We start from the raw sequence: 22,345 nt of genomic DNA, 5'->3' as shown, positions 1-22,345 counted from the left end.
GCGAGGTTTCTATAGTGTCACGTACAATTATGCTTATTCCTACCGGCACCAGCGTCGGCCTGACCAGCGTCAGCCTTGGCGTGATTCGTGCCATGGAGCGCAAAGGCGTGCGCCTGAGCGTGTTCAAACCGATCGCCCAGCCGCGCGCTGGCGGCGATGCGCCAGACCAGACCACCACCATCATTCGCAAAAACTCCGCGATTCCGGCCGCGGTTCCGCTGCCAATGTCACGCGTTGAGTCGCTGCTGGGTTCTAACCAGCAGGATGTGCTGATGGAAGAGATCATCGCCAACTACCACGCCAACGCCAAAGATGCGGAAGTGGTGCTGGTGGAAGGCCTGGTTCCGACGCGCAAACATCAGTTTGCCTCGGCGCTGAACTATGAAATTGCCAAAACGCTGAACGCGGAGATCGTCTTCGTCATGTCGCTGGGTAACGACTCACCGGCACAGTTGAAAGAGCGCATCGAACTGACGCAGAGCAGCTTCGGCGGCAGCAAAAACAAAAACATCACCGGCGTCATCATCAACAAACTCAACGCGCCAGTGGATGAGCAGGGCCGTACCCGTCCGGATCTGTCAGAAATTTTCGACGACTCCTCGAAAGCCAGCATCGCCAACATCGATCCTAAGCAGCTGTTCGCCAACAGCCCGCTGCCGGTGCTGGGCTGCGTGCCGTGGAGCTTTGATCTGATCGCGACGCGCGCCATTGATATGTGCCGCCATCTCAACGCGGAGATCATCAACGAAGGTGAAATCCACACGCGTCGCGTCAAATCCGTCACCTTCTGCGCGCGCAGCATCCCGCATATGCTGGAGCACTTCCGTCCGGGCTCGCTGCTGGTGACCTCAGCCGACCGTCCTGACGTGCTGGTGGCGGCCTGCCTAGCGGCGATGAACGGCATCGAAATTGGTGCAGTGCTGCTGACCGGCGGCTATCAGATTGAAGCGCCGATAGCCCGTCTGTGCGAACGCGCCTTCCAGACCGGCCTGCCGGTGTTCATGGTAAAAACCAACACCTGGCAAACCTCGCTCAGCCTGCAGAGCTTTAACCTGGAAGTGCCGGCTGACGACACGCAGCGCATCGAAAAAGTGCAGGAGTATGTGGCCGGCTTTATCAATGCTGACTGGGTTGAATCACTGACCGCCACATCCGAACGCAGCCGTCGTCTGTCACCGCCGGCATTCCGCTATCAGCTCACCGAACTGGCGCGTAAAGCCGGCAAGCGCATCGTCCTGCCGGAAGGCGACGAACCGCGTACCGTTAAAGCGGCGGCGATTTGTGCCGAGCGCGGCATCGCCACCTGTGTGCTGCTGGGCAATCCGGATGAGATTCAGCGCGTGGCCGCAGCGCAGGGCGTTGAGCTCGGCAAAGGCATTGAAATTGTCGATCCGCAGGTGGTGCGTGACAACTACGTGCCGCGCCTGGTTGAGCTGCGTAAGAGCAAAGGCATGACCGAAGTGGTCGCGCAGGAGCAGCTGGAAGATAACGTGGTGCTGGGCACCATGATGCTGGAAAGCGGCGAAGTTGACGGTCTGGTCTCGGGCGCGGTTCACACCACCGCCAACACAATTCGTCCGCCGTTGCAGCTGATCAAAACCGCGCCGAACAGCTCGCTGGTCTCCTCGGTGTTCTTCATGCTGCTGCCAGAGCAGGTGCTGGTGTACGGCGACTGCGCCATCAACCCGGATCCTAATCCGGAGCAGCTGGCCGAGATCGCGATTCAGTCCGCCGACTCCGCCAAAGCCTTCGGCATCGATCCACGCGTAGCGATGATCTCCTACTCTACCGGTAACTCCGGTGCCGGTAGTGACGTAGAGAAAGTGCGTGAAGCGACGCGCATTGCACAGGAAAAACGTCCGGATCTGGTGATCGACGGTCCACTGCAGTACGACGCCGCGATCATGGAAGACGTCGCCAAGTCTAAAGCACCGAACTCAGCGGTGGCCGGACGTGCGACGGTATTTATCTTCCCGGATCTCAACACCGGTAACACCACTTACAAAGCGGTGCAGCGTTCTGCCGACCTGATCTCCATCGGGCCGATGCTGCAGGGCATGCGCAAACCGGTTAACGACCTGTCACGCGGTGCGCTGGTCGATGATATTGTCTACACCATTGCGCTGACGGCGATTCAGTCGCAGCAGGCTGAAGGCTAATCCCCTTCCCCGCTCCGCATCAGCACGCCCGCCCGGGCGTGCTTTTTTATCCTGCGCCACAACCCTGCCCGTATAAACGCACTGGCAAAATCCCGCCTGCACGCTAACACTGATTACACTCTCCCGCGACTTACGAGGTCAGCAATGAGCAACAGTGATGTGCACAGCCGTCGGTTACAGGCCACGCCGCGTGGCGTGGGCGTGATGTGTGATTTCTTTGCGGCGAAAGCCGAAAACGCCACGCTGTGGGACCAGCAGGGTCGGGAATATATTGATTTCGCCGCCGGCATTGCGGTGCTCAATACCGGACACCGGCATCCCAAAGTGCTGGCGGCGGTACAGCAGCAGCTGACGTGCTTCACTCATACCGCGTTTCAAATCGTGCCGTATGAGAACTACATTCACCTTGCGGAGCGTCTGAATGCGCTGGTGCCGATTGAAGGCGCCGTGAAAACCACCTTCTTCTCTACCGGCGCCGAGGCAGTTGAGAACGCGGTGAAAATCGCGCGCGCAGCCACCGGTCGTCCGGGGATAATCGCCTTCAGCGGCGCGTTCCACGGTCGCACCAATATGACCATGGCGCTGACCGGCAAAGTGCTGCCTTACAAAACCGGCTTCGGCCCGTTTGCCAGCCCGGTGTTTCACGCGCGCTACCCCAATGCGCTGCATAACGTCAGCGTGCACGATGCGCTCGACAGTCTGGAGACGATTTTCCGCAGCGATATCGCGCCACAGCAGGTGGCGGCCATCATCTTTGAACCGGTTCAGGGCGAAGGCGGATTCTATGTCGCGCCGCCAGAGTTTGTGACGGCGCTGCGTCAGCTGTGCGATCGCCACGGCATCCTGCTGATCGCCGATGAAGTACAGAGCGGTTTTGCGCGCCCCGGCAGGCTGTTTGCCAGCGAATATTATGAGGTACAGCCGGACCTGATCACGCTGGCGAAAAGTCTGGCAGGCGGGTTTCCGCTTTCGGCGGTGAGTGGCCGGGCCGCGGTGATGGATGCACCGGAGCCGGGCGGTCTGGGCGGCACCTATGCCGGCCATCCGCCAGCAATTGCCGCCGCGCATGCGGTGCTGGATATTATCAGTGAGGAAAACTTGTGCGAGCGTGCGCAATGGCTCGGTACGCAGCTGGCGGAAGCGTTGAACGGCGCCGGATGCCGTGCGCTGGCCGAGGTACGCGGTTATGGCTCGATGATGGCGGCGGAATTCCATGACGCCAGCGGCCGGCCCTCGGCGGAGATCGCCAAAGCGATTCAGCAGCAGGCGCTGGCCGAAGGATTGATCCTGCTGACCTGCGGCGTGCACAGCAACGTGATCCGCTTTCTTTATCCGCTAACCATTCCGGACGCCCAGTTCAGTACGGCGCTGAACATTCTCACCCGTATTCTCAGCCAGCATTAAACACAAAAGGCACCCTTAGGGTGCCTTAATGCGGAAGCGCAGGAATCAGGCTTCGCTGCTTTGCTTACTGCGCACCGCGTCACTGTTGCGGCTCAGCCACAGCGACAGGGCTTTGAGTGAATCATCGGTGAATTCATCACAGCGGGCGGTGATCTCTTCCGGCGTCATCCAGAACACTTCATCCACTTCCTCTTCCTGCATGGCAAACGGACCGTGCGACACGCAGCTGAACAGTCCACCCCATACGCGGCAGTGCTGATCTTCGAAGTAGAATTTGCCGTGCTCGGCGAACGGGACATCAGCGATGCCGAGCTCCTCTTCCGCTTCACGACGGGCGGATTCCAGCAGGTCTTCACCGCTTTGCACCACGCCGCCCGCAGTGGCATCCAGCATACCCGGCATAAAATCTTTGCTCTCGGTACGGCGTTGCACCAGAATCTTGCCCATGCCGTCGTGCACCACAATATAGGTAGCGCGATGGCGCAGACATTGCGCACGCATCTGCGCACGGCTGGCCTGCGCAATCACTTCGTTTTCTTCGCTAACGATATCCACCCACTCGATACCGTCACCTGCCGTTTGATCCACCATCCGGTAACCCTTTCTCTGTTTTCGGCGTGCCCAGCACGCGCCTGTTTGCGATGCTTTATTAGAATGAGCGCTAAGGTAAAGCGTTCTTTTCGCCGCCGCAAGGTTTTAGCGTGCTTTACCCGACTCGGCCAGCCACAGCTGCACCGAGGCGCGCTGCCACTGGAATTCTGCATAGTGCTGCAGCTTCACCGGCAGCGGATCGCCGTGCAGCGCCAGCCGGTTAATCATCACCGCCAGGTCGGTGTCGGCAATCGACCACTCGCCAAACAGGTTCTGCTGGCCGTCCGGCAGCAGGCGCTGCACCGCGGCAATCAGTTTACTGGCGGCCTGTTCGCCAGCGGGCGTGAGCGGAGCAAAGCGTTCAGCAGCAAACAGCACTTCAGTGGGTCGCTCCGTGCGCAGCGCCAGTAAATCGCTGCGCAGCCACGCCTGCACTTCGCGCGCGTGAGCACGTTTTTCGCGATCGCGCGGATAGAGGCGCTCAAACTCCGGCGCCGGAAAACGCTCTTCGAGATATTCGGCGATGGCCGAGGATTCATTCAGGCTGACATCATCAATTTGCAGCGTGGGCACACGGCAGGTCAGCGACAGGCCGCGGTATTCCTCGTCAAGCTGTGCATTGCGCGACAGGTCAACGCGCCTGACGGTAAAGGGAATGCCCTTCTCGGTAAGCGCAACATAAACTGACATGGCATACGGGCTAAAAAAACAGGAATCGGACCACAAGGTAATGGCGGGATAGTTCATCAGCTGCCTCGGCTAAGCGTCAGGTGTGCATCATGTTTACCGATTTTTGCCGGCTAAGGCAATGGCGCGCTGGTCCGATGTTTTGCCGCAGGACCACGGCAAACTGGCGGTTTTTCATCATAAGCGTAAGCGCTGTCACGCCGCAGCGGCACTTCTCTTCTATGCTCAATTCAGAGCAGATAATTAATGACAGGGAGACTAAACATGCACCTGCTTATTACCGGTGGTACCGGCTTGATAGGTCGCCATTTAATTCCGCGCCTGCTGCAGCTGGGCCATCAGGTGAATGTGGTAACGCGTGACGTGGCGGCCGCGCGGGAAAAACTCGATGCGCGCGTGATGTTGTGGTCGGGCATTAACCAGCAGTCCGATCTCAATGCTATTGACGGCGTCATCAATCTGGCGGGAGAACCGATTGCCGACAAGCGCTGGACCGAGCAGCAAAAGCAGCGCCTGTGCGAAAGCCGCTGGCAAATCACTGAACAGATCGTCTCGCTGATCCACGCCAGCAGCAATCCGCCGCGCCTGTTGATTTCCGGCTCGGCCACCGGCTTTTATGGTGATACCGGCGATGTGGTGGTGACCGAGGACGATCCGGGCCACGAGGAGTTTACCCACACCCTGTGCGCCCGCTGGGAGCAGCTGGCGCTGAAGGCGCAAAGCGAGCGCACCCGCGTGTGCCTGCTGCGCACCGGCGTGGTGCTGGCGCGCGAAGGTGGCGCGCTGAGCAAAATGAAGCTGCCGTTCAAACTTGGCGTCGGCGGACCGATTGGCAGCGGCAAACAGTACCTGCCGTGGATCCACGTGGACGATCTGGTCAACGCCATCCTGTGGTTGATCGATAACGATCAGTTGCAGGGCCCGTTTAACATGGTGGCGCCTTACGCGGTGCGCAACGAGCAGTTCGCCGCCACGCTGGGCCAGGTGATGCACCGTCCGGCCTTTATGCGCACCCCGGCCAGCGCCATCAAACTGATGATGGGAGAATCCGCCGTGCTGGTGCTGGGCGGGCAGCACGTGCTGCCGAAGCGGCTGGAGGAGTCCGGCTTTGGTTTCCGCTGGTACGATTTGCAGGAAGCGCTGCAGGATGTCGCCGGCTGACGCATCTCCGCTCAGGCTTACCGCGGCGCCACGGCGGGCGTGAGGCAAAGTTGCTGCAGGAAGCGCGCCGTTAACGGCCGGGTATCCTGCCTGCGCCAGACGGCATACAGCACAATCTCCAGCGCCAGCTCTGGCACGGGCAGCAGGATAACATTATCCGGAACGATGCGCGCCAGGCTGTGCTGGATCAGGGTTAAACCCAGCCCGGCTTCGACACAGGCAAGCGCGGCCAGCGGACCATTCACTTCAAAACGAATATCCGGCTGGAAGCCGGCGCGCTGGCAGGCTGCCAGCAATCGCGCCCGCGCGGCAGGGTTGAGATTTTCCTGGTCGGCAATCCACGCCCGGCCGTGCAAATCAGCCGCCACGGGTGCGGTCAGCGCACTGGATGCTGGCATCGCCAGCAGCACCGGCTCGGTCGCGATCTTCTTATGCAGAAAATTCGCGTCATCGTGCGGCAGCGTATGCACAATGGCAATATCGATCGCCCCCGCCTCTAACCGGGCAATTTGCTGTGCGGAACGTAACGCATGCAGCCGGACATCAATGCCCGCCCCCGGTGCCAGCCGCGCCAGCGCCGCGGGCAGCAGGCGCGAGTGTATAGCCGCCTCCACATATCCAATATCCAGCCGCCCGACGTCACCCTGCTGCAGATGCTGCGCATACTCTTTTAGCCGTTCGTGATGCTGCAAAAAGGGCGTCACCTCGGTGAGAAAGCGCTTACCCTCGTCCGTCAGGCGCAGACGTTTCTTTTCACGGTGAAACAGCACCATGCCCAGTTCGCTTTCCAGCTGCTGAATTTGCCGGCTAAGCGGTGACGGCGAAATATGTAACCGTTCCGCAGCCTGACCAATATGCTCCAGCGCCGCGACAGTGGCAAAGGCGCGCAAAATTTTTATGTCCATGACAATCCGGGTCTCAACTCTGTCAAAAATGACACTGGTCACCTTAACGGCGTTAGCGTCATTATCGCGCTAACAGCCACTGACGCAGCATTATCATCGCGCTAATCAGCTGCGAAAATTGCCGCGTTATTTTGTTTAACGTGAACGAATAAATTAGCGCACAGAGATCATTATGAGCCAGGCAATATTTTCATACATCACAGGGAAATATCAGGTCAGCGCCATCAGCGACGGCACTATGCAAGCCAGTCTGAGTTTATTAACGGATATCCACCACGACGATGCGGTCGATCTGCAACGCCAGGCAGGCATAGCACAGCCGGGCGACATCCATGTGTTTTGTTATCTGATTCGCGGTCAGGGACGCGTGATTCTGGTGGATACCGGGATGGGAAAACGCGATGCGCAGAGCGGCAAATTACTGCCTCATCTGCAGCTGGCCGGGGTGACGCCGGACGACATCGATACCCTGTTATTAACCCATGCGCACCCCGATCATATTGGCGGCTTGCTGGACAGCGCGGGTCAGCCGGTCTTTCGCCATGCCCGGCTCTGCCTCAGCCACAGCGAAGCCGCCTTCTGGCAGGATGATGCGGCGATCAGCCAGCTGAGTGAACGCGCGCAGTTAAACGCGGCGCTGGTGCGGCGCACCCTGCAGGCTTATGGCCCGCGGCTGCAGCTGATGGCGGATGAGGAGATCAGCCCGGGAATCCGTGCGCTGGCGTTGCCCGGTCATACCCCGGGACATTGCGGGTTTCGCATTGATTCAGACGGCGAGCGTTTATTGATTTGGGGTGATATTGTGCATTACCCGCCTGTTCAGCTGGCCTGCCCGCAGGTTTCCATTGCCTTCGATATCGATCCCGTCATGGCCAGAGAGACACGCCAGCGTATTTTGCAGCAGGTGGCAGCGGAAAATACGGTGATTGCCGGCATGCATTTTGGCGCGTCTGGCTTTGCCAGAATCGTGGCGTTAGCGAACGGCGGTTATACGGCCAGCTATGTGTCAGCGTGTCACGATGGCGAAGCGGGTGAGCCATGACAGAATAACAGGCGGATTGGCGGTGACAGTACACCTGATGCTCCGCCTGTTATCACTTACGCCTGTTTCGGCTGGCCGTTCGACGCCGTCAGGCCGCCATCGACCGGCAGGTTAACGCCGGTGATATAACGCGCATCGTCGCTGGCGATGAAAGCAATCGCGCTGGCGATATCTTCCGGTTCACCGGCGCGGCCCAGCGGAATACGGTCATAGAAGCGTGCAAGCAGCGCCTCATCGTTTTTCATCTCTTCGGTGAGATCGGTAAAGGTAAAGCCCGGGCAAACGGCGTTAACACGCACGCCATCGGTGCCATAATCCATCGCCAGCGCGCGGGTAAAATTGGTCACCGCGCCCTTGGCGGCGTTGTAGACACTCATGCCCCAGTCGCCGCCCAGTCCGGATACCGACGAGGTATTCACCACGTTGCCTTTACTGTTGAGCAGCGCGGGCATAAAGAAGTGGGTGCAGTAAAATACACCGTCGAGGTCAGTACTCATCAGCGACTTCCAGTCCGCTATCGACACTTCGTGAATTTTGCCCTGCACGATGCTGCCGGCGTTATTCACCAGCACATCCACGCGCCCATACTGCTGCTGCACCTGCTCTGCCAGCTGTTTAACCTGATCCGCATCGCCGACGTCGCAGGGAGCCGCCAGATGATTTTCTCCGCTCAGCGTGCTCAGCACCTGTTCCAGCTTGTCACGGGTTCTGCCCACCAGCACCACCTGAGCGCCTTCACTGGCGAAACGCTGCGCCGCGGCGGCACCAATGCCGGATCCGGCTCCGGTAATCACCACCACTTTCTCTGCAAAGCGCGACATATTTCCTCCTGGTTAATTCGTGGTTGAAACGGTTAAGCCTGGCAGCCAGCGCGCTGAGTTCAAGCGAAGCCTGCAGATTTAACGTGGCGCTTAGTTCAGGAAATAACCGGCGGATTATCAAATAGTGCACTTTTTTGTACGGTTATTGGTCGCCACCACCCAGCCCGTCTACAGTTAACATTCGCCATAAAAATTTACAAAAACTGAAGATTCCGGCCCGTTGTGTCGCCGCGCACGCCGGCCGGTTACGCCTTATCTTGTTACTCTGTCTGGAAGCGATGATGAAAAAACGAGCCAAAACCCTGCCCGGTGTCACACGACGCCAGGTCCTGACCTGGTCGACGCTGGGCGTTGCCGCTGGCGTCACCGGCGCCGCCGATGCCGTCTCCCTCAAGGGCGCCCCCGGCTGGACACCCTTCGCCGATAACCCACCGGAACAGTTCCAGGCTCAGGGCTGGCTGTTCTTCACCGAGGAAGAAGCGCGCACCGTGGAAGCCATGGTTGACCGCATTATTCCGGCGGACGAGCTGAGCGTGGGCGGCAAAGAAGCCGGCTGCGCTGTCTTTATCGACCGCCAGCTGCACGGCTTTTATGGCACCTTCGAACGCCTCTACATGCAGGGCCCGTTTCAGCAGGGCACCACCGAGCAGGGCGACCAGTCGCCGCTGGTGCCGCAACAGCGCTATCGCCAGGGGCTGGCGGCGCTCAACCGCTACGTGCAGCAAACCTCGCAAAAGAACTTTGTCGATCTGACGCCAGCGCAGCAGGACGCGCTGCTGGCAGACATGGAAGCCGGAAAGGTGCATTTCAGCGGCTTTGATGCGCAGTCGCTGTTTCTCGAGGTGCTGAACAACACCATGGAAGGCTTCTTTGCCGATCCGATCTACGGCGGCAACAAAGACATGGTGTCGTGGAAGATGCTGGGCTTTCCCGGCGCGCGCTACGACTATCGCGAATACGTTGAGCGCCACAACGAAAATCTGGGCTTAGAGCCGATCAGCATTGCGCAATGGAAAGCACGGGGATAGATGATGAAGAAATTACCGAAAACCGATGTGGTGGTGATTGGCCTCGGCTGGGCCGGATCGATTATCGCCAATGAACTGGCCGACGAAGGCCTGGAAGTGATCGGCATTGAGCGCGGCCCGTGGCGCGACACCGCGCGTGACTTCAATATTGGCACCGTCACCGACGAGCTGCGCTACGTGATGCGCGAAGAGCTGATGCTGCGCACGCGGCAGAACACCTGCACCATGCGCAACAATCCGTCGCAAACCGCCCTGCCAATGCGCACCTGGGGCTCGTTCCATCCGGGCAACGGCACCGGCGGCGCGGGCAACCACTGGGCCGGCATTACCTTTCGCTTTCAGCCGGAAGAGTTTCGCCTGAAAAGCCACCTGACCGAACGCTACGGCGCCAGTGCCATTCCGGATGAGCTGGTGCTGCAGGACTGGGGCACCAGCTGGGAGGAGATGGAGCCGCACTACATGCAATTTGAGCGCGTGGCCGGCACCTCGGGTTACGCCGGCAATATTCAGGGACAGAAACGGGCGGGCGGCAATCCGTTCGAGGGCGCGCGGTCGGCCGACTATCCGACGCCGCCGCTGCGCCAGCCCTATGGTCCGACGCTGTTTGCCGAAGCAGCAAAAAATCTCGGCTACCAGCCGTTTCCGGTGCCCTCCTCGCTGGTCTCCGAGGCGTACACCAATCCCTATGGCGTCACCATGGGTCCCTGCACCTTCTGCGGCTTCTGCACCAACTACGGCTGCGCCAACTACTCGAAAGCCAGCGCCATCACCACCGTGCTGCCGGCGCTGATGCGCAAAGAGAACTTTACCGCGTATACCAACTGCGAAGTGCTGGAAGTGCTGACCGATGCCAGCGGCAAACAGGCCACCGGCGTCACCTACATTGACTCCTCCGGCGATAAGTGGGAACAGCCGGCCGATCTGGTGATCGTCGCCGCCTTTACCTTTGAAAACGTGCGCCTGATGCTGCTCTCCGGCATTGGCCAGGCTTATGATCCGGTCACCAACAAAGGCACCACCGGCCGCAATTACGCCTATCAGACCGCCAACGGCGTCACGCTGTTTTTTGACAACAAAAACTTTAACCCGTTTATCGGTGCCGGCGCGGTGGGCATGGGCATTGATGAATTCAATAACGATAATTTTGACCACAGCGGTCTGGGCTTCTTCGGCGGCGGCAGCATCCGCGTGACGCCCATCGGCTCGGCACCGATTGGCTACCGGCCGCTGCCGCCTAACACGCCCAAATGGGGCTCAAAGTGGAAGCGCGCGCTGAAAGACAACTACCTCAGCACCATGTCGATTGGCTGCGAGGCCAGCAGCTACACCACGCGCACCAACTATCTGTCGCTCGATCCCAACTACAAAGATCCGCACGGCCGACCGCTGCTGCGCATTACTTTCGACTTTGCGGCGAACGATCTGAAAATGGCGCAGTACTGCACGGGTAAAGTGGCGGAAATCGCTAAATCAATGAACCCGCGCGAGATGATTGTCAAACCGATGACCGGCCACTGGAGCAGCGTGCCGTATCAGTCGTCGCACGTGGTTGGCGGCTTTATCATGGGCAGCGATCCCTCAACCAGCTCGGTCAATAAACATCTGCAGGTGTGGGATGTACCGAACCTGTTCGTGGTGGGCGCGTCAGCCTTTCCGCAAAACCCGGGCTATAACCCGACCGGCACCGTCGGCGCGCTGGCATTCAAAGCGGCGCATGCGATTCGTCACTACTATCTGCAACGTCCCGGGGAGATGATTACCGCATGAAAACACGCCTCTCTCTGTGCGCTGCCGCGCTGCTGCTTACCAGCTTTGTGTCTCACGCCCAGCCGGAATACGATCAGTACGCGCGCGGCAGCTATATCGCCACGCTGGCGGACTGCACCGCCTGCCACACCGCCGATCCGCAGCAGCCGTTTGCCGGGGGCGTCAGATTGCAGACGCCGTTTGGTACGCTGGTCGGCGCTAACATCACGCCGGACCGCGAAACCGGCATCGGCAACTGGCGCTATGAAGATTTCCGCCGCGCCATGACCGAGGGCATCGGCCACGGCGGCAAGCGGCTGTACGGCGCGATGCCGTTCACCGCCTACACCAAAATGTCGGATAAGGATCTGCAGGATTTGTGGGCATGGATGCAGACGCTGCAGCCGATACACAACCCGGTCGAGACCAATCAGCTGCCCTTCCCTTTCAACATCCGCACCAGCCTGATGGTGTGGAACTGGATCAACTTTGACCAGGGCGCGTTCCAGCCGGACGCCCGTCAATCCGCCCAGTGGAATCGCGGTGCGTATCTGGTGCAGGGCGCGGGCCACTGCGGCACCTGCCATACGCCGAAAAATCTGCTCGGCGGCGATAAAAACGGCGCGTTTTTGCGTGGCGAAGTGGTCGAAGGCTGGATGGCGCCGGACATCACCGCGAACCCGCACAGCGGGCTGGGCAAATGGAGCCAGCAGGATATCGTCAGCTACCTGCGTACCGGCGTGAACCGTTTCGATATCGCTTCCGGTCCGATGGCCGACGCGGTGCGTCACTCCACGCAGCACTGGCGCGATGAAGATCTGCAGGCGGTGGCGGTGTACCTGAAAAGCGGGGAATCGCGTGATGAGCAAGTGCCCGCCGCACTTGCCGCGACGGACGATCGCATGAAGCTGGGCGCGCAAATCTATGCGGCGAAGTGTTCAGCCTGCCACAGCCCGGGCGGCCGCGGTGAGAAGAATATCTTCCCGCAGCTGGCGGACAATCCGTTGCTCAATCAGGAGGATGCCACCTCGCTAATTCGGGTGGTCGCCGCCGGTAGTCGCGGAGTCGATACTGATGCCCGCCCCACGGCACCGGCAATGCCGGCCTTTGCCGGCACGCTGGGTGATGAGGAGATCGCCGCGGTGGTGAGCTACATCCGCAACAGCTGGGGAAATGCCGCCGCACCGGTCAGCGCTGACGACGTGAAGAAAGTGAAACAGAAGCTGGAATAGCGCCGTGTCAGCACCGGCAGCGGCGGCTGCCGGTGCGACAGGCTCAGCGTTAGCTGCGCTGCTGCACCACCGACGACTTCACCGCTGACGCTTCCCGCGTGTGTCCCGGCTGCGGCACGCGAATGATAAAGGTCAGCACGCCGGCGAACAGGTAGAGCGCGGTATAGGCCCACACCACCCCGACGATATCGAAGAACGGCAGCAGCAGTGAAGCAATCGCCGGGGCAACAAAGTTACTCAGCCCGGCCGACAGATTGTAAATCGATACCGCTGCGCCCTTATGATGCGGTTCCAGCGTCGGGAACACCGCGGTCATCGGCACAAAGGCAGCGACAAAGATCCCCAGCATGATCGCCGGAATCAGCGCCACCCAAAAATTATGCCCGGCATACAGCGGCAGGTAGTAAAACGCCAGGCTGGAGATCGCCATACCGAGGCAGCCGAACCAGCGCACCTGACGGATCCAGCCCAGCTTCTCACCGGTAATGCCCCAGAAAATATTGGTAAAGATGGTGACGAAGAAGAACACCGCCCAAATCTGCAGCCATTCGGAGATGGTAAAGCCGAGCCGATCGACAAACAGCAGCGGCATGATGATGGCAAAACCAAACAGCGACAGCGTATTGATGATGCGGATCAGGCAGGCATAAAACACATGCTGGTTGGTGAACAGAATGGTTACGGCACGCGACATCTCCGTCATCTTATCGCGCAGCGGCAGATTAACGCGGGAACGATCCACCGGCACGTTGCGCAGGCTGAAGTAGGCCAGCACGCCGCCGCACGCCACCCAGACAATCGCCAGCCATAAGGTGCCGGTTTCGCCCAGCATCGGGATGGTCAGGCTCGGCAGATAGCTGCCCACCACGCCAATTCCCACGGAATACATCGCCCAGAACCAGCCGGTGGCGGCGGCCAGCTTGTCACGCGGCAGCACCTGCACCAGCATCATCATGAACGAGTAGATAAACAGCGGATAGGCGAGGCCGCGAATGCCGTAGAACAGCACCATCAGCGGATAATTACGCAGCCCGAGCCCCAGCGACATAAACAGCGCATGCATGACGATCCACAGCACAAAGCCAATCATCATGGCGCGCTGCGGCGTAATCAGCTCCGCCACCACGCCGGAAGCCCACGCTGCCAGCGCGGCGGCCAGACCGTAAAATGTAAACACTACCGCCGACTGGGCCGGGGTAAAGCCCATGTCAGTGATATGGCGCGAGAGAAACGCCATTTCGAAGCCGTCGCCGGCCATGAAAATGGCGATGGCCAGAAAGCCCCAGAACATCTTTTTCGGTAAGCCAAACCAGTATGCGTTCGATTGCATGACAATCTTCCTTCCGTTCGCTAATCCGATCAGGCAGGCAGCAACGCGCGCGCCTGCTGTTGTTGTACATAGAGTTCACGGAACAGGCGCAGCCGCTGCTGCAGCACGGCCCCGCGCGCCGCATCGGGCTGATAGCGCGCCTGCACCGGCGGCTTCAGGCACACGTCGGCTTCACTGCCGCCGTCGGCCAGCCACGCCAGTCGCGCCGCACCCAGCGCGCCGGAGGCGCTGGCCGGATGGGTCACTATCGGCAGCTGCAGCACGTCGGCGATCAGCTGCGCCCACAGCGTGCTGCGCGCACCGCCGCCGGTCAGGCTGCACTGCTGAATCTGCTGCTGCGTATCGCCCAGCACTGCCAGGCCATCCGCCAGGCCAAACGTCACGCCCTCAATCACCGCATAGCCGAGCAGCGCGCGCGGCGTTTCGTGGCGTAAATGGAAAAATGCCCCGGTCGCCTGCGGATCATTGTGCGGCGTGCGTTCACCAGAGAGATACGGCAGAAACAGCGGTGCCTGACGCAGCTGTTCCGCGCTGAGCTGTGCCATCTCGTCCATCAGCTGGCTTTCGGTGACCGACAGCAGATTGCACAGCCAGCGCAGACAGCTGGCGGCGCTGAGCATCACGCTCATCTGGTGCCAGCGTCCCGGCAGCGCATGGCAGAAAGCGTGCACGCCGGATTGCGGATCGGCACGCAGCCGATCGTTAACCACAAAAATCACGCCTGACGTGCCGAGCGAGATAAAGGCATCGCCCGCATTAACCGCACCGACGCCCACCGCCGACGCGGCATTATCACCGCCGCCGCCGGCCACGCTCACCGTGGCGGCTAAGCCCCATTCGCTGGCCAGATCGGCGCGCAGCGTGGCGCTGACCGCGCTGCCCTCAACCAGTTCGGGCATCTGTGCGCGCGTCAGCCCGCTAATTGCCAGCAGTGCGTCAGACCAGTCGCGCTGCGCCACGTCGAGCCACAGCGTACCGGCGGCGTCCGACGGCTCGCTGACAAAGCGCCCGGTCAGACGCCAGCGCAGGTAGTCCTTCGGCAGCAGCACCTTGTCGATGCGGCGGAAGATTTCGGGCTCATGTTCCGCCACCCAGTGCAGTTTCGGCGCGGTAAAGCCGGGCATAATCAGGTTGGCGGCGATTTCCATCATCTGCGGATGCTGCTGGCGCAGCGCATCACACTGCGCCGCGCTGCGCGTGTCGTTCCACAATATGCACGGCCGCAGCACCTCACCGGCGGCATCCAGCAGCACGGCGCCGTGCATCTGACCGGAGAGACCGATGGCGCGGATCGCGGCCCACGCGTCCGGTGCCTGCTGGCGCAGCCCGGCGATCGCCTGACCACACGCCTGCCACCAGCGCTCGGGATCCTGCTCCGCCCAGTGCGGATGCGGGCGCTGCACGCTGAGCGTGGCGTGATTCGACGCCACAATCTCGCCCTGCGGGTTAACGATCAGCGCTTTGAGTTCAGAGGTGCCAATATCAATGCCGAGATACATGCTGTGCGCTCCTTACACCGTCGCCGGTTGCAGCAGTTGCTGCTCAATGGCGTCTACGCTGCGCGTCACCAGCGCATGAAAAGCGCGGTCATCGGCCAGTTCGGCAAACAGCGCGCGGTCGCTGAGGAACCGCTGCAGCGCATTCTCGCCGCTCAGCTGCTGGCGCAGCGCGTCAGCATTGAGCACGCCATCCTGATACGCATACGGCAGCTGGTTGCTGGCCCAGCGTTGCAGGAACAGGTAGAACAGCGCCGGCAGCACGGCGGTAGCGGTCGGTTCTGCGCCGCGCTGATAGCATTCGCGCAGCGTTGGCGTCACCATGCCGGGAATCTTCGACAGCCCATCGGCACCAACGCGCTGGTTGGTGTCTTTGATGTAGGGATTGCTAAAGCGCGCCAGCACCACGTCGCGGTAATCCGCCAGATCGAGCGGGCTGGGCGACAGTGACGGGATCACGTCCTGCGTGATGTAGTCATACGCCAGCTGATAGATCGCGGGCTGCCGCGTGCTGTCATCAATGTAGTCATGGCCGGTGAGCGTGCCGGCCCAGGCAATCGCCGCGTGCGTGGCATTGAGAATGCGGATTTTCGCCTCTTCCCACGGCAGCACCGACGCCACCAGCTCCACACCCACCTTTTCCAGCGCCGGGCGTCCGGCGATGAAATCATCCTCAATCACCCACTGGATAAACGATTCCGCCATCACCGCCGCGCCATCGTCTCTACCGGTGGCCGCTTTGACGCGTTCGGCAACATCCGGCGTGGGGCGCGGCGTGATGCGATCCACCATGGTGTTTGGCGAAGTGGTGTTATCGCGCACCCAGCTGGCCAGCGCGTGGTCGCCCTGCGCGGCGAGAAACGCCAGCATGCCGTGACGGAAACGTTCGCCGTTGTGACGCAGGTTATCGCAGTTGAGTAGCGTGACCGGCGCACCGCCACTGGCCACGCGCTGGCGCAGAATGCGGGTCAGCGCGCCGTAAATAGTGCGCGCCTCACCACGGAGATCGGCCTGAATATCCGCCTGGCTGAGATCGAGTTCATGCGCCGGCGTCAGGTAGTAACCCGCTTCGGTCACGGTAAAACCGATCACTTTTGTCTCAGCGCTGGCGCCCTGTGCCACCAGCGCGCTGATCTCCGCGTCCCACGGCAGGATGGTGCGCAGCGAAGTAATGGTTTCATACGCGCGCTCGCCCTCCGGCGTCACGGTTTCCAGTACGTACTCGCCGTTTTGCGCCTGCAGCTGGTTGAGCAGCGCTACCGCATCGCCGCGGATGTTGCCGAGCGCGATGCTCCAGCTGTCATCGCCCTGCTGGTGCAGCTGGTGCAGATACCACGCCTGATGCGCGCGGTGAAAAGAACCTGCGCCGATATGCATCCACACTGATTTCGTCGTCATAGTCGCCTCGAAATAAACATTTGCCACAATGGAGGGCATTTGCCCGATGAGGCGTAGCATAGTCGCCGGCGGGGCGATCGTTCTGCGATATCCATCACATTTAATACTTTTGCTCTTTTTTAGGGCTTTTGCTCAGTTAACGCTTCAGGGGCAAGACGCGATAAACTGGCGCATCGGAGTTTGACGGAACAAGGCGATGAGCAGAGAAGAGAAGAAGCAGGAGCTGGCAGCGCGGGCAGCGTGGATGTATTACGTGGCGGGCGTCACGCAGCAGGAGATTGCGCGCGCGCTGGGCTTATCGCGGCAGGTGGCACAGCGGCTGGTCTCCAGCGCGCGTGAAATGGGCATGGTCAGCGTGAAGATTGACCATCCGGTCACGCACTGCCTGCATCTGGCGCGCGAGATCGAACAAAAGTTTGGCCTGACGCTGTGCCGCGTGGTGCCGTCAGCCGGGCTGGATGATGAGGCGATTCAGCAAATGCTGGCGGTGGAAGGTGCGGCGGTGATGGCGCAGTTTATCAACGAAGAGACCCCGCAGGTGTTTGGCATCGGTTCCGGCAAAACGCTGCGCTCGATGATTGATGCGCTGCCGTGGGTTGAACGGCCACAGCATCAGTGTGTGTCGATGATCGGCGCGATTGCGCGTGACGATTCCGGTACCCGCTACGACGTACCGCTGAAAATGGCGGAGAAGATGCAGGGCAAATATTTCTTCATTCCGGCGCCGCTGTATGCAGACACGCCGCAGGATAAGACGATGTGGGTGCAGCATCAGGTCTATCAGCGCGTCACCCAGCGTGCGCTGCAGGCGAACGTGGCGTTTGTCGGCATTGGCGAAGTGATGCCGGGCTGCCCGCTCAATGCCGAAGGCTTTATCACCGATGCGCAGGTAGAAGCGCTCAACGCGCGCGGCGTGGTGGGTGAAATGCTGGGGCATTTTTTCAATCAGCAGGGAGAGCGGGTGTACGGCGAAACCGACGAGCTGCTGACCAGCGTGCTGCTGGAGAGCCAGACGCAGCGCAATATCATCGGCTTTGCCGGCAGCGCGCGCAAATACGCAGCGATTCACGCTGCGCTGCACGGCGGCTGGATCTCCGGGCTGGTGACGGATGAAGACACCGCGCTGAAACTGCTGAATGATTAATTAAAAATTTCTGTGATTCGTCGCGGCGCGATGTATCGCGCGGATTTGTCCGCCGCATCGCCGGGAAACGCGCAATACATTGCGCCGCAACGGTTCAGAAACCTATTTCAACGATCCCTTCAAAAACTGCTGCAGGCGCGGGCTTTTCGGGTTGCCGAACAGTTCGTCTGGCGCGCCCTGCTCTTCGATTTTGCCCTGATGCAGAAAAATCACGTGGCTGGATACGTGACGGGCGAACTCCATCTCGTGCGTCACTACCACCATGGTTTTGCCCTCTTCGGCCAGCTTCTGCATGATGCGCAGCACTTCGCCTACCAGCTCCGGATCGAGCGCCGAGGTCGGTTCGTCAAACAGCAACACTTCCGGCTCCATCGCCAGCGCGCGGGCAATCGAGACACGCTGCTGCTGGCCGCCTGACAGATGCACCGGGTATTTGGCACGCGCGCGCGCATCAATACCGACTTTATCGAGGTATTTAATTGCCCGCTCGCGCGCTTCGGCTTTGCTCAGCCCCAGCACCTGAATCGGTGCTTCAGTGACGTTATCCAGCACCGTCATGTGGCTCCACAGATTAAAGTGCTGAAACACCATGGTCAGCCGGGTACGCAGCGAACGCAGCTGCTCCTTGTTGGCCACTTTCAGCTGGCCATCGGTGTCGCGCACCAGGTTTATCGCCTCGTTGTTAACCGCGATGGTGCCTTCACTCGGCTTTTCGAGGAAGTTGATGCAGCGTAAAAAGGTACTTTTCCCGGAACCGGACGAGCCAATAATGCTGATCACATCGCCGGCGTTGGCCTGCAGCGACACGCCCTTCAGAACTTCATGTTCACCGTAACGCTTATGCAGTTCGGTAACGCTTAATTTATTTTCAGCCATAGTCATACTCAGTGCGACGAAGAGGGTTTCACATGCGCGAGGAAGCGGCGCTCCGCAAGGCGGAACAGGCTAATCAGCACGTAAGAGATAATCAGGTACAGCACCGCAGCGATGCCGAACGCGGTGAACGGCTGATAGGTCGCCGAGTTGATATCGCGCGCGATTTTTAGCAAATCCGGCACGGTGGCGGTGAATGCCAGCGCGGTGGAGTGCAGCATCAGAATCACTTCATTGCTGTAAGCGGGCAGCGCGGTGCGCAGCGCCGACGGCAGAATGATGCAGCGGTAAAGTTTAAACGGCGAGAAACCATAGGCGCGCGCGGCTTCGATTTCACCGTGCGGTACGGCGCGAATGGCACCGGCAAAAATCTCGGTGGTATAAGCACAGGTGTTCAGGGTAAATGCCAGCAGCGTACAGTTCAGGCCACTGCGGAAGAAGGCGTTCAGCAGCTCGGAGCCTTTCACCACCTCCAGCGTGTACATGCCGGAATAGAACACCAGCAGCTGCACATACAGCGGCGTGCCGCGAAACACATAGGTAAACAGCCACACCGGCGTGGAGATATAGCGATTGGGCGAGACGCGCGCGATGGCCAGCAGCACCGCAAGGCTGCCGCCAATCACCACGGACAGAATCAGCAGCCACAGCGTGATGGCCACGCCGGTAAAACGGTAACCATCGGTCCAGAGCAGTTGTTTCCAGTACTCCTGAATAATCTCGATCATAACTCTGCCCTTTTCACCCCTACCGAGTAGCGGCGTTCAAGCCACCACAGCACGCCGTTGGACAGCGTGGTAAACACCAGATAAATCACCCCGGCAACAATCGCGAAGTAGAACGGTTGCCAGGTACTTTTGCCGGCCAGCTGCGTGGCTTTTACCACATCTTCAAGGCCGAGCAGCGACACCAGCGCGGTGGCTTTGAGGATCACCTGCCAGTTGTTGCCGATGCCGGGCAGCGCAAAGCGCATCATCGCCGGGAACAGAATGCGACGGAAAGTTTGCGAACCGGTAAAGCCGAAGGCGGTGGCGGCTTCAATCTGCCCTTTCGGCACCGCGAGAAACGCGCCACGGAAGGTTTCAGTGAAATAAGCACCGTAGATGAAGCCGAGCGTAATAATACCGGCCACCATCGGGTCGATATCAAACTGTGCCATGCCGAGCGCATCGGTCACGGCGTTAAGGGCAATCTGCAGACCGTAAAAGATCAGCAGCATCAGCACCAGGTCGGGCACGCCACGGATTAGCGTGGTGTAGCCTTCAAAAATCATCGCCAGCGGGCGATTGCGGGAGAGTTTGGCGCCGGCCCCTATCAGGCCCAGCACCACGGCCAGCACCACCGAGCTGAGCGCCAGCTCAAGGGTCACCAGCGTGCCTTTAAGAATTACTTCAGAATAGCCATACAACATGGGTTCGATCCTGTCGTGAGGGAAATAAACAAACGCTGTCCAACAACACACGGACAGTCCTGACCAGGATGTGAATCACGGAAGGATGGTGGCAAGCGTATGAACTCCGGGAGTTTACATAAGTAAGCGCCCGGAGTGAATAGTTATGACCCACGTTAGCGTGACTCAATACACCCGTTCAGGAACAGGAGTCTTAATCGCCGTAAACGTTGAAATCAAAGTACTTCTTCGCAATCTTGTCGTAGGTACCGTCTTTGCGCATGTCGTTAAAGGCTTTGTCGATGGCAGCTTTCAGATCGGCGTCATCTTTACGCAGGCCCATACCGGTGCCGACGCCAAAGATTTTGTCATCTTTCACCGCCGGACCGGCGAAGGCGTAGTTTTTCCCGACCGGCTGCTTCAGGAAGCCTTCGCTCGCCTGCACCTCATCCTGGAACGCCGCATCAATACGACCAGCGTTCAGGTCCTGATACACCAGATCCTGGTTGGCATACGGCGTGACGGTCACGCCTTTTGGACGCCAGTATTCATTGGCGTAGGTTTCCTGCGTGGTACCCTGCAGCAGGCCGATGTTTTTGCCCTTCAGCGACTCAATGGTCGGCTGCAGTTTAGACCCCTTCGGCGCCACTAAACGCGCGTTCGCTGCATACAGTTTTTCCGAGAAGGCGATCTCTTCCTGACGTTTCTCGGTGATTGAGAGTGAAGAGATGATGGCGTCAATCTTCTTCGCTTTCAGCGACGGGATCAGCGCATCGAAATCACTTTCCACATAAGTACATTTGGTCTTGATACGCTTACAGATCTCGTTGGCCAGGTCGATATCAAAGCCAACCAGCTGGCCCTGCGCGTTCTTGGACTCAAACGGCGGGTAAGTTGGATCGGTCCCGATGCGAAGCGACTGCGGTACCGCCGCGAACACGCTCGCAGCGCCGGACATAGCCAGCATCAGAGAAAGAGCCAGAACTCGCTTTTTCATAGGTAACCCTCAAGTGAAGTGCTTATTGTTATGTGGTGCGTGATGTGTTTGCGCTGAATGTTTTGCAGGTTTCATGCCAGTTGTGCAAATCGGCGAAACTGTGCGCAGGCGCACTAAATACCGCGTCCATCTGGGACGCAAGCACTTAGTTTGTGAGGGAAATATAACAGCGGTGTGAGGAAGAAAAAGTGAGATTGTTAACTTTTGGTGCACAAGATGCACGAACAGTGATCGGCCCCGCGCTTTTGCACGCATTCAGTGCATTATTGCACCATCATGCACCCTGCCAGCGGGTAAACAGATCTTCCGGCAGCTCGATATCAAACTGATCCAGCACGCGGTTGACCGTCTGATCAATCAAATCGTCGATGCGCTGCGGGCGATGATAAAACGCCGGCACCGGCGGCATAATCAGCGCCCCAAGTTCGGCGGCGGTGGTCATCATGCGCAGATGACCGAGATGCAGCGGGGTTTCCCGCACGCACAGCACCAGCCGGCGCTGCTCTTTCAGCACCACGTCGGCGGCGCGCGTCAGCAGACTGTCGCTGTAGCTGTGCACAATGCCCGACAGGGTTTTCATGGAACACGGCAGAATTGCCATACCCAGCGTCTTGAACGAGCCGGACGAGATGCTGGCGGCGATATCGCGCACATCGTGCACCACATCGGCCAGCGCCTGCACGTCACGCAGGCTGTAATCGGTCTCCAGCGCCAGCGTTTGCCGCGCCGCCGGGCTCATCACCAGATGGGTTTCCACTTCGGCTAACGGTTGCAGCACCTGCAGCATACGCACGCCGTAGATCGCGCCGCTGGCGCCGGAAATACCAATGATGAGTCGTTTCATAATTCAGCCTTGCTGCAAAAGAGTGCGCCAATAATAGCCGCTCCGCCGCCATAAATACAAAAACAAACAGGGCGGGATTGCGCCCGCCCTGTTTCGT

General features: G+C 59.7%; 20 protein-coding genes. 8 read left to right on the top strand and 12 right to left on the bottom strand.

The window, feature by feature from the left end; all coding sequences use genetic code 11:
* Positions 1-14: 14 nt before the first annotated feature.
* On the top strand, positions 15-2,159 hold the full coding sequence (pta, locus tag AC6I8P_RS06345; protein ID WP_176428128.1) for a phosphate acetyltransferase: 2,145 nt from the start codon (positions 15-17) through the stop codon (positions 2,157-2,159).
* A gap of 144 nt (positions 2,160-2,303) precedes the next feature.
* The gene (locus AC6I8P_RS06340) at positions 2,304-3,563 is read left to right on the top strand and encodes a 4-aminobutyrate--2-oxoglutarate transaminase (RefSeq protein WP_498031066.1); all 1,260 of its coding nucleotides are present in this window, start codon (positions 2,304-2,306) and stop codon (positions 3,561-3,563) included.
* Between the two features lie 45 nt (positions 3,564-3,608).
* Here the strand turns inward: AC6I8P_RS06340 and yfcD are convergent, their stop codons facing one another.
* Together yfcD and yfcF are read right to left on the bottom strand one after the other, a co-directional pair.
* Entirely contained in the window at positions 3,609-4,154 is a 546-nt protein-coding gene (yfcD, locus tag AC6I8P_RS06335; protein WP_021509200.1) for an NUDIX hydrolase YfcD, read from the bottom strand.
* Between the two features lie 105 nt (positions 4,155-4,259).
* Positions 4,260-4,901, bottom strand: a complete 642-nt coding sequence (gene yfcF, locus AC6I8P_RS06330; RefSeq protein WP_058758433.1) for a glutathione transferase — start codon at positions 4,899-4,901, stop codon at positions 4,260-4,262.
* Positions 4,902-5,105: 204 nt separating this feature from the next.
* On the opposite strand from yfcF, the gene AC6I8P_RS06325 reads away from it, so the two are divergent.
* On the top strand, positions 5,106-6,002 hold the full coding sequence (locus AC6I8P_RS06325) for a TIGR01777 family oxidoreductase (protein WP_021509198.1): 897 nt from the start codon (positions 5,106-5,108) through the stop codon (positions 6,000-6,002).
* A 17-nt stretch (positions 6,003-6,019) separates the two neighbouring features.
* On the opposite strand, the gene AC6I8P_RS06320 is transcribed toward AC6I8P_RS06325, so the two are convergent.
* Positions 6,020-6,907 carry a LysR family transcriptional regulator gene (locus tag AC6I8P_RS06320; RefSeq protein WP_498031065.1) on the bottom strand — a complete coding sequence of 296 codons (888 nt, stop codon included), beginning with the start codon at positions 6,905-6,907 and terminating at the stop codon, positions 6,020-6,022.
* A 172-nt stretch (positions 6,908-7,079) separates the two neighbouring features.
* Between AC6I8P_RS06320 and AC6I8P_RS06315 the strand changes: the two genes are divergently transcribed.
* The gene (locus AC6I8P_RS06315; protein WP_498031064.1) at positions 7,080-7,949 is read left to right on the top strand and encodes an MBL fold metallo-hydrolase; all 870 of its coding nucleotides are present in this window, start codon (positions 7,080-7,082) and stop codon (positions 7,947-7,949) included.
* 56 nt (positions 7,950-8,005) lie between these two features.
* Here AC6I8P_RS06315 and budC read toward each other — a convergent pair whose 3' ends face one another.
* Positions 8,006-8,770, bottom strand: coding sequence for a meso-2,3-butanediol dehydrogenase (budC, locus tag AC6I8P_RS06310; RefSeq protein ID WP_125309507.1), 765 nt, complete (start codon positions 8,768-8,770; stop codon positions 8,006-8,008).
* 281 nt (positions 8,771-9,051) lie between these two features.
* Here budC and AC6I8P_RS06305 point away from each other — a divergent pair, with 281 nt between their 5' ends.
* The 3 genes from AC6I8P_RS06305 to AC6I8P_RS06295 are packed head-to-tail and all read left to right on the top strand — an operon-like array spanning position 9,052 to position 12,776.
* A complete protein-coding gene (locus AC6I8P_RS06305; RefSeq protein ID WP_125309540.1) occupies positions 9,052-9,798 on the top strand; it encodes a gluconate 2-dehydrogenase subunit 3 family protein in 747 nt (248 codons plus the stop codon).
* The gene (locus AC6I8P_RS06300; protein ID WP_021509193.1) at positions 9,799-11,565 is read left to right on the top strand and encodes a GMC family oxidoreductase; all 1,767 of its coding nucleotides are present in this window, start codon (positions 9,799-9,801) and stop codon (positions 11,563-11,565) included. It begins immediately after the preceding gene.
* Positions 11,562-12,776, top strand: coding sequence for a cytochrome c (locus AC6I8P_RS06295; protein WP_021509192.1), 1,215 nt, complete (start codon positions 11,562-11,564; stop codon positions 12,774-12,776). The genes AC6I8P_RS06300 and AC6I8P_RS06295 overlap by 4 nt, the downstream gene beginning before the upstream one ends.
* A 49-nt stretch (positions 12,777-12,825) precedes the next feature.
* Here the strand turns inward: AC6I8P_RS06295 and AC6I8P_RS06290 are convergent, their stop codons facing one another.
* From AC6I8P_RS06290 to dalD, 3 genes are read right to left on the bottom strand one after another with little or no spacing between them, the layout of a single operon-like run.
* Entirely contained in the window at positions 12,826-14,106 is a 1,281-nt protein-coding gene (locus AC6I8P_RS06290; protein WP_262264414.1) for an MFS transporter, read from the bottom strand.
* Positions 14,107-14,135: 29 nt separating this feature from the next.
* Positions 14,136-15,605, bottom strand: a complete 1,470-nt coding sequence (gene xylB / locus AC6I8P_RS06285; RefSeq protein WP_262264413.1) for a xylulokinase — start codon at positions 15,603-15,605, stop codon at positions 14,136-14,138.
* A gap of 12 nt (positions 15,606-15,617) precedes the next feature.
* Positions 15,618-17,000 (bottom strand): D-arabinitol 4-dehydrogenase, encoded by a 1,383-nt coding sequence (dalD, locus tag AC6I8P_RS06280; RefSeq protein WP_498031063.1) that lies wholly within the window; start codon positions 16,998-17,000, stop codon positions 15,618-15,620.
* Positions 17,001-17,196: 196 nt separating this feature from the next.
* On the opposite strand from dalD, the gene AC6I8P_RS06275 reads away from it, so the two are divergent.
* Entirely contained in the window at positions 17,197-18,144 is a 948-nt protein-coding gene (locus AC6I8P_RS06275) for a sugar-binding transcriptional regulator (RefSeq protein ID WP_058785604.1), read from the top strand.
* 102 nt (positions 18,145-18,246) lie between these two features.
* On the opposite strand, the gene hisP is transcribed toward AC6I8P_RS06275, so the two are convergent.
* The 5 genes from hisP to AC6I8P_RS06250 all read right to left on the bottom strand — a co-directional run bounded on the left by hisP (position 18,247) and on the right by AC6I8P_RS06250 (position 22,248).
* Positions 18,247-19,020 (bottom strand): histidine ABC transporter ATP-binding protein HisP, encoded by a 774-nt coding sequence (gene hisP, locus AC6I8P_RS06270; RefSeq protein ID WP_021509187.1) that lies wholly within the window; start codon positions 19,018-19,020, stop codon positions 18,247-18,249.
* Positions 19,021-19,028: 8 nt separating this feature from the next.
* Entirely contained in the window at positions 19,029-19,745 is a 717-nt protein-coding gene (locus AC6I8P_RS06265) for an ABC transporter permease (RefSeq protein WP_021509186.1), read from the bottom strand.
* Complete coding sequence (locus AC6I8P_RS06260; protein ID WP_021509185.1) at positions 19,742-20,428, bottom strand: histidine ABC transporter permease HisQ; 687 nt, start codon at positions 20,426-20,428, stop codon at positions 19,742-19,744. The genes AC6I8P_RS06265 and AC6I8P_RS06260 overlap by 4 nt, the downstream gene beginning before the upstream one ends.
* A gap of 193 nt (positions 20,429-20,621) precedes the next feature.
* Positions 20,622-21,404: a lysine/arginine/ornithine ABC transporter substrate-binding protein ArgT gene (gene argT / locus AC6I8P_RS06255; RefSeq protein WP_031280032.1), complete on the bottom strand. Its 783-nt coding sequence runs from the start codon at positions 21,402-21,404 to the stop codon at positions 20,622-20,624.
* A 274-nt stretch (positions 21,405-21,678) separates the two neighbouring features.
* Entirely contained in the window at positions 21,679-22,248 is a 570-nt protein-coding gene (locus AC6I8P_RS06250; RefSeq protein WP_058769895.1) for a UbiX family flavin prenyltransferase, read from the bottom strand.
* Positions 22,249-22,345 lie beyond the last annotated feature (97 nt).

The sequence above is a fragment of the gamma proteobacterium symbiont of Lampromicra miyakona genome (assembly GCF_059730895.1).
The sequence above is the reverse complement of the archived record's forward strand: the minus strand, read 5'-3'. Positions and strand labels throughout refer to the sequence as shown.